This window comes from Streptomyces sp. NPDC051738 (assembly GCF_044453205.1).
Taxonomy (GTDB): Bacteria; Actinomycetota; Actinomycetes; order Streptomycetales; family Streptomycetaceae; genus Streptomyces.
On record NZ_JBITCM010000002.1, the window covers coordinates 679,646 to 695,095 of the forward strand.

The 15,450-nt window shown below is 71.5% G+C and carries 11 protein-coding genes; 5 read left to right on the forward strand and 6 right to left on the reverse strand.

The annotated features are described in order from the left end of the window. Positions 1-59: 59 nt before the first annotated feature. Together ftsX and ftsE are read right to left on the reverse strand one after the other, a co-directional pair. A complete protein-coding gene (gene ftsX, locus ACIA8X_RS07675; RefSeq protein WP_393457120.1) occupies positions 60-977 on the reverse strand; it encodes a permease-like cell division protein FtsX in 918 nt (305 codons plus the stop codon). Between the two features lie 34 nt (positions 978-1,011). Then, a complete protein-coding gene (ftsE, locus tag ACIA8X_RS07680; RefSeq protein ID WP_389446193.1) occupies positions 1,012-1,701 on the reverse strand; it encodes a cell division ATP-binding protein FtsE in 690 nt (229 codons plus the stop codon). A 329-nt stretch (positions 1,702-2,030) separates the two neighbouring features. On the opposite strand from ftsE, the gene ACIA8X_RS07685 reads away from it, so the two are divergent. After that, positions 2,031-2,222 carry a hypothetical protein gene (locus ACIA8X_RS07685; RefSeq protein ID WP_393457116.1) on the forward strand — a complete coding sequence of 64 codons (192 nt, stop codon included), beginning with the start codon at positions 2,031-2,033 and terminating at the stop codon, positions 2,220-2,222. Between the two features lie 108 nt (positions 2,223-2,330). Here ACIA8X_RS07685 and ACIA8X_RS07690 read toward each other — a convergent pair whose 3' ends face one another. The 4 genes from ACIA8X_RS07690 to ACIA8X_RS07705 form a co-directional block, all read right to left on the reverse strand. Next, entirely contained in the window at positions 2,331-2,945 is a 615-nt protein-coding gene (locus tag ACIA8X_RS07690; RefSeq protein ID WP_393457113.1) for a hypothetical protein, read from the reverse strand. Between the two features lie 293 nt (positions 2,946-3,238). After that, on the reverse strand, positions 3,239-4,342 hold the full coding sequence (gene prfB / locus ACIA8X_RS07695) for a peptide chain release factor 2 (protein WP_393457110.1): 1,104 nt from the start codon (positions 4,340-4,342) through the stop codon (positions 3,239-3,241). A gap of 180 nt (positions 4,343-4,522) precedes the next feature. Then, complete coding sequence (locus tag ACIA8X_RS07700) at positions 4,523-5,764, reverse strand: serine/threonine-protein kinase (protein WP_393457107.1); 1,242 nt, start codon at positions 5,762-5,764, stop codon at positions 4,523-4,525. Positions 5,765-5,925: 161 nt separating this feature from the next. Beyond that, on the reverse strand, positions 5,926-7,650 hold the full coding sequence (locus ACIA8X_RS07705) for a serine/threonine-protein kinase (protein ID WP_393457104.1): 1,725 nt from the start codon (positions 7,648-7,650) through the stop codon (positions 5,926-5,928). Between the two features lie 369 nt (positions 7,651-8,019). Between ACIA8X_RS07705 and ACIA8X_RS07710 the strand changes: the two genes are divergently transcribed. The 4 genes from ACIA8X_RS07710 (at position 8,020) to ACIA8X_RS07725 (ending at position 15,421) form a co-directional block, all read left to right on the forward strand. Further along, positions 8,020-11,520, forward strand: a complete 3,501-nt coding sequence (locus ACIA8X_RS07710) for an FHA domain-containing protein (RefSeq protein ID WP_399457960.1) — start codon at positions 8,020-8,022, stop codon at positions 11,518-11,520. Between the two features lie 265 nt (positions 11,521-11,785). Continuing rightward, complete coding sequence (locus ACIA8X_RS07715) at positions 11,786-13,159, forward strand: ABC transporter substrate-binding protein (protein WP_393457098.1); 1,374 nt, start codon at positions 11,786-11,788, stop codon at positions 13,157-13,159. 4 nt (positions 13,160-13,163) lie between these two features. Further along, complete coding sequence (locus ACIA8X_RS07720; RefSeq protein ID WP_399457961.1) at positions 13,164-14,510, forward strand: carbohydrate ABC transporter permease; 1,347 nt, start codon at positions 13,164-13,166, stop codon at positions 14,508-14,510. Next, a complete protein-coding gene (locus ACIA8X_RS07725; RefSeq protein WP_393457092.1) occupies positions 14,507-15,421 on the forward strand; it encodes a carbohydrate ABC transporter permease in 915 nt (304 codons plus the stop codon). Before ACIA8X_RS07720 ends, ACIA8X_RS07725 begins: the two co-directional genes overlap by 4 nt. Positions 15,422-15,450 lie beyond the last annotated feature (29 nt).

Genomic DNA, 15,450 nt, shown 5'->3' on the forward strand with positions numbered 1-15,450 from the left:
GTCTAGGACAACGCAAGGGGCCGTACGGTCCGTTGCCCGTACGGCCCCCTTGGCGTTCGTCACACCTTCAGGTACTTGCGCAGCGCGAAGAACGCCGCCAACGCCGGCATCAGCAGACTTGTCGCGAGGATGAGCGGGAGCTTGGTCAGGACGGCGTCCCAGCCGATGAAATTGACCAGGGTCAGCTGGTCGGCCAGGGCCAGTCCATGATCGATGAGGAAGTACCGCGCGATCACCAGGAAGGCGCAGGCGACCGTCCCGCCGATGAGCCCGGCGACCGCGGCCTCCATGATGAACGGCGCCTGGATGTAGAAGCCCGAGGCACCGACAAGGCGCATGATCCCGGTCTCACGCCGCCGGCTGAACGCCGAGACGCGCACGGTGTTGACGATCAGCATCAGCGCGACCACCAGCATCAGCGCCATCACCGCGCGTGCCGCCCAGTTCATGCCGTTGAGCAGCTTGAAGAGGTTGTCCAGGATGCCCTTCTGGTCCTGCACGGACTGCACGCCGTCCCGCCCGTTGAAGGCGGTCGCGATGACCTGGTACTTCTCCGGGTCCTTCAGCTTGATCCGGTACGACTCCTGCATCTGGTCCGGCGTGAGGGAGGCGGCCAGCGGGGAGTCGCCGAACTGCTCCTTGTAGTGCTTGTACGCCTGGTCCTGCGACTCGTACGTGGTCTTATCGACGACCGACATCTTGCCCAGGTCGGCGAGGATCTCCTTCTTCTGGTCCTCGGTGACCGCGCCCTTGGCGCAGTTGGGGTCGGACTCGGCGTCGCTCTTGTTGCAGAGGAAGACGGAGACGTTGACCTTGTCGTACCAGTAGCCCTTCATGGTGGTGACCTGGTCGCTCATCAGGAGCGACCCGCCGAACAGGGCGAGCGACAGGGCGACGGAGACGACGACGGCGAACGTCATCGTCAGATTGCGGCGGAGACCGACACCGATCTCGGACAGTACGAACTGGGCGCGCATGGCGTCTGGTTGAGCCTTTCCGTGGACGGTGCGGTCAGTGCTGGTAGCCGTAGACGCCGCGTGCCTGGTCGCGGACGAGGCGGCCCTGCTCCAGCTCGATGACGCGCTTGCGCATCTGGTCCACGATGTTCTGGTCGTGCGTGGCCATCACCACGGTGGTGCCCGTCCGGTTGATCCGGTCGAGCAGCTTCATGATGCCGACGGAGGTCTGCGGGTCGAGGTTGCCGGTGGGCTCGTCGGCGATGAGCAGCTTGGGCCGGTTGACGAAGGCGCGGGCGATGGCCACCCGCTGCTGCTCACCACCGGAGAGCTCACCGGGCATCCGGTCCTCTTTTCCGCCGAGCCCGACGAGGTCGAGCACCTGCGGCACGGACTTGCGGATCTCGCCCCGCGACTTGCCGATGACCTCCTGCGCGAAGGCCACGTTCTCCGCGACCGTCTTGTTCGGCAGCAGGCGGAAGTCCTGGAACACCGTCCCCAGCTGGCGGCGCATCTGCGGCACCTTCCAGTTGGACAGACGCGCGAGGTCCTTGCCCAGGACGTGCACCTGCCCGTGGCTGCACCGCTCCTCGCGGAGGATCAGCCGCAGGAAGGTGGACTTTCCGGAGCCGGAGGACCCGACGAGGAACACGAACTCGCCCTTCTCCACTTCCAGGGACACATCCCTGAGTGCGGGGCGGGTCTGCTTGGGGTAGACCTTGGAGACGTTGTCGAGTCGGATCACGGGTGCACCATGGGTCGCCGGGGGTAGATGAGCGTGACCATACGCGAACCGGAGGGCGGGGCGCAGTCGCCAGGATGGGTTGCGTAAGCCTTGTGCACTTTTGTTCCGGTTCAGCGCCCCCGTAAGGGGCGCGGGGCTGTGTCGATATGCGGCTCCGCCGCGTGGGCGCGAGCAACCACAACCGGCCCGCAGCCGCGATTCCCCCTCAACCACCCCTCTGGGAGCGACCCGGCGCAGCTTCCGCAGGAACCTGGCACAGTAGAGGAGGGGAACGTTCTCGAGGCCGAGCCCGTTGAACCCCGGAGGGAACACGCTGAGGAGGGTGGCGCATGACGTACGACCGGCTGGTGTGCGCGAACTGTGCCGCGCCCGTGAGTGAGGGCCGCTGCCCCGTCTGCCGGGCGAACCGTGAGCGGCTGCAGCAGGAGGGCCCCTTCGCGGGCCTGAACCCGATGACGCTGATCGCCCTGCTGGCGGTGCTGATCGCGGCGGTCGCGCTGCTCGCGCACCAGACGGCGTAGGCAGGCGCACCCACCGCACACGGACATGGCGAGGGGCCCGGAGCGCAGCGCGCTTCGGGCCCCTCGGCCGTACGACCTACGTCACACGGCGTGTATCAACGGCTACCGTCAGGCAGCCGCACCGCCGCGGCCGCCCACGAGGCGCGGCAGGATGCGGAAGCCGATACCACCGGCGATCATCGTGGCGGCGCCGACCAGCAGGAACGTGGTCTGAGCCGCACCGGTCTCGGCGAGCTCGTCGCCGCCACCCTGGGCGGACGTGCTGGCGCCCGTGCCGGTGTTCTCCGTGCCGGTGTCGGCGAGGCCGGAGGAGCCCTCCTGCTGCGGGGAGGTGCCACCGTCGGGGTTGGTGTTGTTGCCGCCACCGTTGTTGCCGTTGTTGCCGTCGTCGTTGCCGCCACCGTTGTTGCCGTCACCCGGGTCGGTGGGGTCGGTGGTCGGGTCGTCGGTGGGCGCCGGCGGCTCGGTCGGGTCCGTCGTCGGGTCCGTCGGAAGGTCCGTCGGCAGATCGGTCGGGATGTCCGTCGGGATGTCCGTCGGAACCGGCGGCTCGGTGGGAACGGGCGGCTCGGTCGGGTCCTCGGGCGCGCACAGGATACCGAGCAGGCAGTCGTCGTCCGCCTCCGCGGCAGATGCGGCACCCGCAGCGGTCAGCGAGGCACCGGCCGCGATCACGGCGCCGGCCGCGAGCCGCGCGATACGGATCCGCGTCTTCTTCGTCATGTGGTTGCTACCCCCAGTAGCTGAATCGTCAATGAGGCGGGCGCCAGGGACTTGTGATCGACGGAGGTAGCTGAACTTGAGGCCCCCCGGTTCACATGCGCCCCAGAGACACGCATGCCACGCTTTACCCTTCCCATTTTTCAAGGACTCGTCAAGGCCGTTTGCGGCCGCCATGTCCAATAACGGGAGCTATGAGGAGAGTTGGAGCCTGTGAGTGTGATGTAAAACCCAGACATGCAGGCACAGAAAAGGCAACTGCCACCGTGATGGCGGCAGTTGCCTTGTCGACAAACTTACTTCTCTTGCTGCTTGCGCCAGCGAATTCCGGCTTCCAGGAACCCGTCGATCTCGCCGTTGAACACGGCCTCGGGGTTGCCGACCTCGAACTCGGTCCGCAGGTCCTTGACCATCTGGTAGGGGTGCAGGACGTACGAACGCATCTGGTTGCCCCAGGAACTGCCGCCGTCCTTGAGGGCGTCCATCTTGGCCCGCTCCTCCTGGCGCTGCCGCTCCAGCAGCTTCGCCTGGAGGACATTCATCGCGGTCGCCTTGTTCTGGATCTGCGACCGCTCGTTCTGACAGGAGACGACGATGCCGGTGGGGAGGTGAGTGAGGCGCACCGCGGAGTCGGTGGTGTTCACGCCCTGGCCGCCCGGGCCGGAGGACCGGTACACGTCCACCCGCAGCTCGGACTCGTCGATCTCGATGTGGTCGGTCTGCTCGACCACGGGAAGGATCTCGACGCCCGCGAAGGAGGTCTGGCGGCGCCCCTGGTTGTCGAAGGGCGAGATGCGCACCAGCCGGTGGGTGCCCTGCTCGACCGAGAGGGTGCCGTAGGCGTACGGCACCTGCACGGCGAAGGTGGTCGACTTGATGCCGGCCTCTTCCGCGTACGACGTCTCGTAGACCTCGGTCTTGTAGCCCTTCTGCTCCGCCCAGCGCAGGTACATCCGCTGCAGCTTCTCGGCGAAGTCCGCGGCGTCGACGCCGCCGGCTTCGGCGCGGATGTTGACGAGCGCCTCACGGGCGTCGTACTCCCCGCTGAGCAGCGTCCGCACTTCCATCTCGTCCAGTGCCTTGCGGACGGCGGAGAGCTCGGACTCGGCCTCGGCACGGGTGTCCGGGTCGTCCTCCTCCTCGGCCATCTCGAACAGCACGGCGAGATCGTCGATCCGGCCACGCAGGGCTTCGGCCTTCCGCACCTCGGCCTGGAGGTGGGACAGCTTGCTGGTGATCTTCTGCGCCTCGTCCGGGTTGTCCCACAGGGACGGCGCGGCCGCCTGCTCCTCGAGCACGGCGATGTCTGCCCTCAGCTTGTCGAGGTCCAGAACGGCCTCGATCGACTCCATGGTCGAGGAGAGGGACTTGAGCTCTTCGGATACATCGACGACTGCCACGCCTCCAGCGTAACGGCTCCGCCAAGCGGGGAGCTCCGGGTGCCCGACGCTTACGGACGAGGCCCAGGCACTTTCAGCCCGTCCGGCGTTTGAGGACGAGGCCCTTCGGGCCGAAAGCGGGGGTCTGGGGGCGGCAGCCCCCAGGGACGGGACGGGTAGGGGCGGCGGGGGCGAGGAAGGCTAGGGAGCTGCCGGGGCCGAGTTGTTCGAGTCCTGGGGCGTAGCGTCCGCATCGTCGCCCGAGGTGGCCAGCCACGTACCCACCCCGGCCGCCGCCACCAAGGCCACCGCCGCCGCACTCAGCGCCACCCGGCGCCGACGCGTGGCAGCCCGATGACGGGCGGAACCCGGCCGCGGCGCCCCCGCCGCCCTCGGCACCCGCGCCGTACCGCGCGCACCACCCGCCAGCTCGTCCGGCCCCGGCACCCTCATCGACGTATGGGTGTCCCGGTTGGAGTCGGCCGGCTTGGCGCCCGGCACCAAGGGCACCGCACCCCGCCGCCGCACCCGCTCCCCCACCGGCGCCGCCTCCTCCGCGACCGGAGTCTCCTCCTCCGCGGCCTCCGCGTCCGGCTCGTCCACGTCCAGCGGCGGCATCCCGGCCAGCATCGGCAGCAGCTCCCGCAGTCGCGCCCCCAGCTCCGACGCCCGCAACCGCGAGGCCGGCGCCTTCGCCAGGCACTGCACGAGGAGCTGCCACAGCTCGTCGGGGATGCCGGGCAGGGGAGCCACCGTCTCCGTGACGTGGCGGCGCAGGACCGCGCCGGGGTGGCCGCCGCCGAAGGGGGTGAAGCCCGCCAGCAGCTCGTACAGGACCGTGGCGAGCGCGTAGATGTCGACCGCCGCCCGCGGAGGCAGGCCTTCCACGATCTCCGGCGCCAGGTAGTCCGGCGTACCGATGATCTTCGTCGCGCGGGTGCGGCGCGGTGAGTCGATGAGTTTCGCCACACCGAAGTCCGTCAGCAGGGCGGGGTGGGAGCCGCCCGGCCCGAGCGGGCCCTGCATGTCCAGCAGGACGTTCTCCGGCTTCACGTCCCGGTGCACGACCCCGGCCGCATGCGCCGCCGCCAGCCCGTCCGCGACGTCCGCGACGATCGCCACCGCCGCCTCGGGCGCGAGCCGTCGGTCGCGGTCGAGCCGGGTGCGCACGTCCGTCCCCCGGACCAGGTCCATGACCAGCGCGAGGTCGTTGCCGTCGACGACGAGGTCGCGTACGGAGACCACGTTCGGGTGCTCCAGACCGAGCAGCGCCGTCCGCTCCTGCACGAAGCGTCCGACGAGCTCCTGGTCGGACGCGAGATCCTCACGCAGCAGCTTGATGGCGACGGGGCCCTCGGGCCCCTCACCCAGCCACACCGTGCCGGCGCTGCCCCGCCCCAGGATCTGGTTGGCGGTGTACCGGCTGCCGATCTTCCGTGCCAAGACTGCTCCTACCGACGCGTGTAGTCGCTAAAACTACGCGCCCGAGGAGCCAACCTTCACTGCGGAGGCGGAAATCACCCGCCAGGTGTCGACAAATCACCAACCCAGCCGAGGTGCAGCCACGACGCCGCACGGCCTCGTCACTTCGTCGCCGCGTCCGGTCAGTTGGTGCCCGAGCCCCCGCCCAGCTCCCCGATCCAGCCCGTCACGGTGCTGAACCAGTCGGTGAGCTGATCCCAGTAGCCCTTGCCCGTGCCGATCCACTCCTGCAGCGGGCTCAGCTCCCAGACCAGCCAGCCCGCGACGAACAGGATGATGATCGTGAACAGGCAGCCCTTGAGGCAGCCGAGGCCGGGGATCCGCATCGGGTTGGAGCTGCGCCGGCGTGGCTCACGCGGCTCGCGCTGCGGCCGCTGCGGCTCCGGCGTGGGCGGCGGGGCGTACCGCTGGGGCTGCTGCTGCGGCTGGCGCTGAGGGGCGTACGGCTGCGGCTGCTGCTGTTGCGGATGGCCGTATCCCTGCGGCGGCCGGCCCTGCGGAGGCCGCTGCTGCTGGGGGTGCGGCTGCTGCTGGGGGTGCGGCTGCTGCTGCGGGCGGGCGACCTGCCGCTGGGGGCGGCGGCGCAGCGGGTCCTGGTTGGGGTCGAGGTACTGGACCTGCGTCTGCTCGTTGCGGTCCCGGGCCGCGCGCAGCTGGTTCTGCCAGGGGTGCGGATCCTCGGGTCCGGGCTGCCCCGGCTGCTGACCGGGCTGTCCCGGCGGCATCGGCGGCATCACGGCCGTCGGGTCGGCGCCGCCGCGTCCGCCCGGACCGCCCGTGTTCGGCAGTACGGCGGTGGGGTCGGCGGCGCCCGCCGGGCCGGGGGCACCGGTGTGCGGCAGGACGCTGGTCGCGCCGTTCGGGTCGTACGCCCCGGCGCCCGCGCCGTGCTGCATGACCTGGGTGGGGTCGGCCGAGCCCGGCACGGTGGCCGGCGAGGGGTCGGGGGCGAGCAGCGCGGCGACGCCCTCGGCCGCCGCGATCTGCGCGGAGTTCGCGTGCACGCCGACGCCCTCGGCGACGACGCGCAGGGCGCGGGCGAGGTTCTCGGCGCTGGGCCGCTGTTCGGGGCTCTTGCGCAGGCAGCGTTCTATGACCGTCCACAGCGGGTCGGGGACCGTGGACGGGCGGCGCGGCTCGGCGCTCAGGTGCTGGTGGAGGACCTCCAGGGCGGAGCCGCCACCGAACGGCGGGCGGCCGGTGACCAGCTCGTAGAGGAGGATGCCGGCGCCGTAGATGTCGACGGCGGACGTCTGCGGGCGGCCCTCGGCGGACTCGGGCGCGATGTACGCGGGCGTGCCGACGAACTCGTGGGTGCGGGTCAGGCCCGGGGAGTCGGCGAGGCGGGCGATGCCGAAGTCGGTCAGCATCGGGTGCATCTGGCCGGCGTTCTGCTGGAGCAGGACGTTGGCGGGCTTGAGGTCGCGGTGGACGACGCCGTCGGCGTGGCTGGCGCCGAGGGCGTCGGCGATCTGCGCGGTGAGCAGGGCGGCGGCGACCGGCGAGAAGGGGCCGTTCTCGCGGAGGTAGCGGTGCAGGTCGGGGCCGTCGACGAGGTCCATGACCAGGGCCAGCAGCTCACCCTCGACGACCAGGTCGCGGACCCGGACGATGTTCGGGTGGGTCAGCCGGAGCAGGACGGACCGCTCCCGCAGGAACCGCATGACGATGTCCGCGTCGCTGGCGAGCTCCTCCTTGAGGACCTTGATCGCGACGGTCTCGCCGGGCTGCCCCGGCACGGCCGCCTCGGCGCCCGCGGTCTCCCGCTGACGGGCTCGCCAGACGGTCCCCGTGGCGCCACGTCCGAGCGGCTCCTCGAGGAAGTACTTGCTGCCTACCGGCCGCACGTCGCGCTCCCTGCTGCTTGCCTACGTTCCGATCCACTGTAGTGCCGTCCCCCACGGCACCGGCCTGTCGTCATTCTGTCCGTCTTACGTACGGGTTCCCGTACATGTTCGAAGGAAAGACGCTCGGCTCTGTCTTGTGGTTGCCGCAAGCGGACGTGAGCGATCTCAACTGATCACCGGCAGTGCACTTGTCAGGCACTTTTGCGGGCAGAGCCGACCAATCAAGATCACTTGCCTTCGGGCGGGGGGCGCGTTGTCAGTGGCAGGTGCGAGGATGCGTGGAGTACTGGCCGAAGTGCTCGTGTGGGGTGGGGAGATCCGTCGGACGGGCCCTGGTCCGCGCCCGCGCAGAAGGGACCGCTGACGCCGATGCAGATCCGGCTGACCGTCGTAGACCCGCTGGCCCCGCCTGCCCCGGCGCGAGGCCGAGCCGCGAGCTGCGACGTGCTGGTCACGGCGCCCGCGGGCACGGCCCTGGCCGCGGTGGCGTCGGGGCTCGCCTCGGCGGTGTCCGGGGGCGACGGCCCGGTCGTGCTGTACGCCGGGGCGGAGCGGCTCGACGACCGGCGCAGCACGCTCGGCGAGCCCCCGCTGACGGACGGCGCGGTGCTGTCCCTTGGCGCCCCGCCGGCGCCCGAGCCGCACCCCGAGCTGGACGACGCCCCGACCCAGCTCCATGTCGTGGCCGGCCCGGACGCGGGCGGGGTCCATCTGCTGCACGGCGGCGAGATCCGCATCGGCCGCTCCGCCGACGCCGACGTCCCGCTCGACGACCCGGACGTCTCCCGCCTCCACTGCGCGGTCACGGTCGCCGCCGACGGCCGCGTCTCGGTCGCCGACCTCGACTCCACCAACGGCACCACGCTGGACGGCTCCGGCGTGAGCACCCGCCCGGTGCGCTTCGCGCCGGGTTCGCTGCTGCGGATCGGCGAGTCGGCGCTGCGGCTGGCTCCGGCCGGCGGGCCGGGGGCGCGGGTGCGGACGGAGCCGGACGGGGAGGGACATGTGCGGGTCCCTGCCGGGGACGACGGGGACGCCCGCCGCCCGGGGAGCGACGGCCCCGAGGCGCCCGCGCGCGGTGCCGCCACGCCGCCGCACGCACGCGTGGCGGACGGCGCCGACGCGTCCGCTCCCTCGGGAGGCCTGTCTGCCGCCCAGGAGCACGACCCCGTCGAGCCGCCCGTCGTGCCGCTCCAGGGCGGGGCACCGCGGATCGAACGGCATGGCCGGGGCGAGCGGCCGTCTCCGGGACCGCGCGGCGGCGACACGCACGGCGCGGGCTTCGGGGTGGGCCCGCTCCAGGCGGGCGACCGGGGGCACAACGGCGCCGAAGACGCGTCGAGCGACGGCGGGGGCACCCCGGCGCACGGCGGCACCCGTAAAGGCACCCCGCTGCGGGGCACCGACGTGCCGCCGGGCGTGCGCAGGCGCGGAGGCCTCTCGGCGTGGGCACGGCGGCTAGCCGGCGGACGCGGGGAGCAGGAGCCGACAGCCCGGCGTGGCGGCTACGACGACGATGAGCCCCTTGCCCCGACCGAGCCGCCCTCGACGACGAACGGCCCCCGGCTGCCGGAGAGATGGCCGGACCCCGCGTCCCTGCTGCTGACGGCCCTGGGACCCGGACCCCGGCTGTGGGAGCGCGCACCGGGTCACCCGGAGGCGCTCACGGTACGGCTCGGCACGGCGGACCGGGCGGCGCCCGACGGCTCGGGGCTGCTGCCCGCGGTGCCGGTGACCGCCGATCTGCGCGAGGTCGGGGCGCTGGGTCTGGCCGGCCCGCGCGAGCGGCTGGCGGGGCTGGCCCGCGCGGTGATCGCCCAGCTCGCCGCGCTGCACTCGCCTGACACCCTGGAGCTGGTCCTGATCAGCGCCGACCGCTCCCGTCCGCTGGAGGAGCGCACGGCCGAGTGGTCCTGGCTGGGCTGGCTCCCGCAGGTCCGCCCCGGACACGGCCAGGACTGCCGCCTGCTGCTGGCCTACGACCGCGAACAGGCGACGGCTCGTACGGAGGAGTTGCTGCGGCGCCTTGAGGACATGGCGGCGGAGACGCCCGCCGGCGCGAGGTCTGCCGGTGCCGTGAGTGCCGCGGGTGGCTCGGCACGTGACGCGGGCGGGCAGGTCCCGGCGCAGCGTGCCGTGCGGCGGCCCTCGTGGGCGCGGGACGACGACCCTGCCGACGGGGCGGCCGGATTCTCGGGGCCGTACAGCGTGGTCGTCGTGGACGGCGATCCCGGCGGTGCCGATGTGCGCGAGGCCGTGGCCCGGTTGACGGCGGAGGGGCCGCGGGCCGGGATCCATGTCGTGTGCCTGGCCGAGACGGCTTCGGCGTCGCCCGCGTCACCGGTGACGGAGACCTACGAGGCGGCGTGCACGGTGTCGCCGGTGTTCCGGGAGTGCGGTGCGGTCGCGCTGCTCAGCGGCGATGTGGCGACGGCGCTGCGGCTGATGCGGGTGGCGCGGGGCGGTGCCGTCGATCCGGGCGCCGTCGGTGCCGGCCGCGTGGCCGACGGCACGGCCGGCGACGGCCCTGCCGGATCCGTCTCCGTTTCCGCCCACGCCTCCGCCGACCCCGGCCACGGTCCCGTCGGGCACGGCACCGTCGCCGCCGTGGACGCCGTCTCGCTCGCCTGGGCGGAGCGGTTCGCGCGGGCCATGGCGCCGTTGCGGACGGAGGGCGCCGGCGGCGAGCGGCACGCGCGCGTGTCCGTGCCGTTGCCTCAGGCGGCGCGGCTGCTGGACGAGTTGGGGCTGGCCCGGGCCACACCGGCGTCGCTGATGGCGCGGTGGGCCGACGCGGGCGATGACGCGGAGGCCCTCGGCGGGCGGGCGTGTGCCGTGCTCGGGGCCGGGCCGCGCGGGCCGGTCAGCGCTGACCTCGGTGCCGACGGACCGCACCTGCTGATCGAGGGGCCGTCCGGCAGCGGGCGTACGGAGTTGCTGCGGGCCGTCGTCGCCTCGCTGGCCGCGGCCGAGCGCCCGGACCGGCTGAGCGTCGTGCTGGTGGACGGCCGGGACACGGTGAGCGCGGGCGGCGCCCACGGCGACGGACTGCGGGTCTGTACGGACGTGCCCCATGTCACCACCCACCTCACCGCCAACGACCCGGTCCGCATGCGGGAGTTCGCCCAGTCGCTCAGCGCCGAGCTGAAGCGGCGCGCGGAGTTGCTCGGGCGGTCCGACTTCACCGAGTGGCACACGGGCCGTGAGCTGTCGAGCCGGATGGTCGCGCAACGCGCGGCGGGGGCCGGTACCGGTACCGGGGGCGGTGATCCCACGGGCGATCTCGACACCCCGCCCAGTTCCACCATCCGGCTGCGGCCCGGGGTGGCGCGCCGGCAGGCCGAGGCCGTGCCGCCGCCGTTGCCGCGGCTCGTCGTGGTCGTGGACGACCTGGACGCGCTGGTGTCGCCCGCGCTCGGCTCGCCGGGCAGGCCCGCGGCTGGCTCGGTGATACGCGCGCTGGAGGCCGTGGCCCGGGAGGGCGAGCGGCTCGGGGTGCACCTGGTGGCCGCCGCGGCGATCGGGGGCCGCACGGCGGAGTCGGAGCCGGCGCGCCTGGCGACGTTGCGGGTGACGCTCGACGCGGTCACCGCGGGGCCGGACGAACCGGCGCCGGGGCGGGGGCGGTTGGCCTGGGCGGACGGCAGAGCGGTGCCGTTCCAGGGCGGGCGGGTCACGGGACGTATTCCGCGGACGGCGACGCTGCGGCCCACGGTGGTCCCGCTGGAGTGGCACCGGATGGGCGATCCACCGGCCCGGCGCCCGGTGCGGGAGCTCGGGAACGGGCCCACGGATCTGGCGTTGCTGGCCAGTGCGCTGGAGCGGGCGGCGCGGGAGGTGGCGGCGACCGAGGTGCCGTCACTCCTGTGACGCCGGTCGGCATTTTCAGCCCGTCCGGGGATTGAGGACGAGGCCGTTCAGGCCGATAGCGGGGTCTGGGGGCGCAGCCCCCAGGGACGCGAGCCCCCGCGCACCGCACCTGTCCGGCCCAACCGTCGGAGACCCTGGTCACGAGGCGGTCACGATCTCCCGCTTGACAGCGGACGCGGTCTTGCCGCCCCCAACCCCAGGGCGTAGACCAGATCAAACGGGACAGCGCTCGAACGTTCGACGAGGCACGAAGAACGGGGCAGTGATGCGCAGCACGAGCAGCAAGAACCGGACAAGCAGGGCCGCCAGGACCGCGGCCGCCGTACTGGCGGGAGCCCTCGCGCTCTCGCTCACGGCATGCGGCGGCGATGACGACGGCGACGAACAGACCGGTTCCGGCCAGGAGACCGCCGGCACCGTCACCCTTCCCAAGCTGAACGGCGAATCCCTTGAGGTCGCCGCCGTGTGGACCGGTGCCGAGCAGGAGAACTTCAAGAAGGTCCTGGCCGAGTTCGAGAAGCGCACGGGTGCCAAGGTGACCTTCGTGCCGGCCCAGGACCCGATCATCAACTTCCTCGGCTCGAAGGTCGCGGGCGGCCAGCCGCCGGACATCGCGATGCTTCCGCAGCCCGGCGCCATCAAGCAGGCCGTCGACAAGAAGTGGGCCAAGCCGCTCGGCGCCGACGCGATCAAGGAGCTCCAGGAGAACTACTCGCAGGGCTGGCAGGACATCGGCAAGGTCGACGACAAGCAGTACGGCGTCTACTACAAGGCCGCCAACAAGTCTCTGATCTGGTACAACGCCCAGGTCTTCGAGAACGCGGGGGCCACCGAGCCCAAGACGTGGGACGAGCTGCTCACCACCGCGCAGACCGTCTACGACTCCGGCGTCACCCCGTTCTCCGTCGGCGGCGCGGAGGGCTGGACCCTCACCGACTGGTTCGAGAACATCTACCTCTCCCAGGCGGGCCCCGAGAAGTACGACCAGCTGGCGCGGCACGAGATCAAGTGGACCGACCCGTCCGTGAAGGACGCGCTGACCACGCTCGCCCAGGTGTGGGGCAAGAAGGACTACGTGGCGGGCGGCGCGGACGGCGCGCTGCAGACCGACTTCCCGGCGTCCGTCACCCAGACCTTCACCGGCGGCGACCAGCCGAAGGCCGCCATGGTCTACGAGGGCGACTTCGCGCAGGTCAACATCACGCAGGCGAAGGCGAAGGTCGGCACGGACGCGAAGGTGTTCCCGTTCCCGGCCGTCGGTGACACCGCGCCCGTCGTCTCCGGCGGCGACGCGGCCGTCATCCTCCAGGACTCCAAGGCGGCGCAGGCCCTGGCCACCTTCCTGGCCTCCCCGGACGCGGCGACGATCCAGGCGAAGCTCGGCGGCTATCTCTCGCCGAACAAGAACGTGGAGAACTCGGCGTATCCGAACGCGGTGCAGCAGAAGATCGCCAAGGCCCTGATCGACTCCGGCGACGACTTCCGCTTCGACATGTCCGACCAGGCCCCGCAGGCCTTCGGCGGCACGCCCGGCAAGGGCGAGTGGAAGGCCCTTCAGGACTTCCTGAAGAACCCGTCGGACATCGCGGGCACCCAGCAGCAGCTGGAAGCCGACGCGGCCGCGGCGTACGGAAACTGACGCCATGGCGTCGACGGAAGCGGCAGGGGCTCCTCAGGCCCCTGCCGCACCCAAGTCGCGCAAGAGTGTGACCGGCACGCGCTTGAGCATGGCGGCGCTCTTCCTGCTGCCCGCCCTGGTGCTGCTCGGCGCGCTCGTGGTCTACCCGATCGGGTACTCGGTCGTCCGCAGCTTCTACGACCAGTCCGGCGACGGGCTCGCCGGATTCGACAACTACGAGGCCCTGTTCACGGACGACGGCATCCGCACCGCCCTCAAGAACAACGTCGTCTGGGTGGTGTTCGCGCCGACGGTCGCCACCGCGCTCGGTCTGATCTTCGCGGTGCTGACCGAACGGGTGCGCTGGGGCACGGCGTTCAAGCTGGTCGTCTTCATGCCGATGGCGATCTCGATGCTGGCGGCGGGCATCATCTTCCGGCTCGTCTACGACCAGGATCCGGACAAGGGCGTGGCGAACGCGGTGTGGGTGGGTGTCCACGACACCTTCGCGCAGGCGTCCGCGTTCCCGAAGGCGCACCCGGGCCGGGAATCGCCCCTGGAAGCGGCGCCGGGCGGCGGTTTCATCACCAAGGCCACCGTCAGCGCCGGCACCCCGGTCGTCCTGCCCCTCGTCGGCGTCGCCCCCGACCAGATGCCGGACGACGCCAAGACCGCCGTACAGGCGAAGGCCGACCCGGCCACGATCACCGGCACCACCTGGCAGGACTTCACGCGCGGCAAGGGGGTCGGCACGCTCGGCGGGGTCGACGCGTCCGAGCTGGGCTATGCCGGGATGCGGATCGAGGCCGTGAAGGACGGCGAGGTCGTGGCGTCCACGAAGGCGGCCGATGACGGCACGTTCACCTTGCCTGCCGCCGCCGAGGGTGCCCAACTCAAGCTCCCGGCGGACAACTTCAAGGAGCCGTACAACGGCCTTGACTGGCTCGGCCCGTCCCTCGTCACGCCGTCCATCATCGGGTCGTACATCTGGATGTGGGCCGGTTTCGCGATGGTGCTGATCGCGGCCGGGCTCGCGGGCATCCCGCGCGAGCTGCTGGAGGCGGCCAGGGTCGACGGCGCCAGTGAGTGGCAGGTGTTCAGAAGGGTCACGGTGCCCCTCCTGGCACCTGTCCTCGCGGTCGTGACCGTCACCCTGATGATCAACGTCCTGAAGATCTTCGACCTCGTCTTCATCATCGCCCCGGGCTCCTCCCAGGACGACGCGAACGTCCTCGCACTGGAGCTGTACCGCAAGGGCTTCTCCGAGGACCAGCCGGGCATCGCCAGCGCGATCTCGGTGTTCCTGCTGCTCTTGGTGATTCCCGTGATGTGGTTCAACATCCGTCGGCTGAGGCGGGAGGGGCGGCGATGAGTGCGGACGCCGGCAAGGTCACCGAGGCGGCGCCACCGCCGCCGACCGCCGTCAAGGCCGAGGAGTCCCTCGGCGCCCGGCTCGCCGCCTTCGTCAGTGGCGGCCTGGTGCGGGTGTTCCTGATCGTCGTCGGGCTGTTCTGGCTGGTCCCGACGATCGGGCTGCTGCTGTCGTCCCTCCGGCCGCCGGAGGAGATGACCGCGAGCGGCTGGTGGGAGGTCTTCAGCAAGCCCTCCCAACTCACCTTCGACAGCTACGACAAGCTCCTGAGCAACCCCGACATCACCGACTCGATCCTCAACACCGTGCTGATCACGGTCCCGGCGACGGTCCTCGTCGTCATCATCGGCTCGCTCGCGGGATACGCGTTCGCTTGGATGGAGTTCCCGGGCCGCGACTGGTGGTTCCTCGGCGTGGTCGGTCTGTTGGTCGTGCCGGTGCAGGTGGCGCTGATCCCGATCGCCGAACTCTTCGGCAACATCGGCATCTTCGGCTCCCTGATCGGCGTGATCCTCTTCCACGTCGGCTTCGGGCTGCCCTTCGCGGTGTTCCTGCTGCGGAACTTCTTCGCGGAGATCCCGAGGGAGCTGCTGGAGGCGGCCCGCCTGGACGGCGCCGGTGAACTGCGCCTGTTCTTCCGTGTCGTGATGCCGCTCGGCGGTCCGGCGATCGCCGCGCTCGGCATCTTCCAGTTCCTGTGGGTGTGGAACGACATGCTGGTCGCGCTGATCTTCACGGACTCCGGGAGCCAGCCGATCACGGTCGCCCTGCAGACGCAGGTACGGCAGTTCGGCAACAACATCGACGTCCTGGCGCCCGGCGCGTTCATCTCCATGGTGATCCCGCTGGTCGTGTTCTTCGCGTTCCAGCGGCAGTTCGTGTCCGGTGTGATGGCGGGCGCGGTCAAGTAGGCGCAAGCGCAACACGCTTGAGGGGGCGG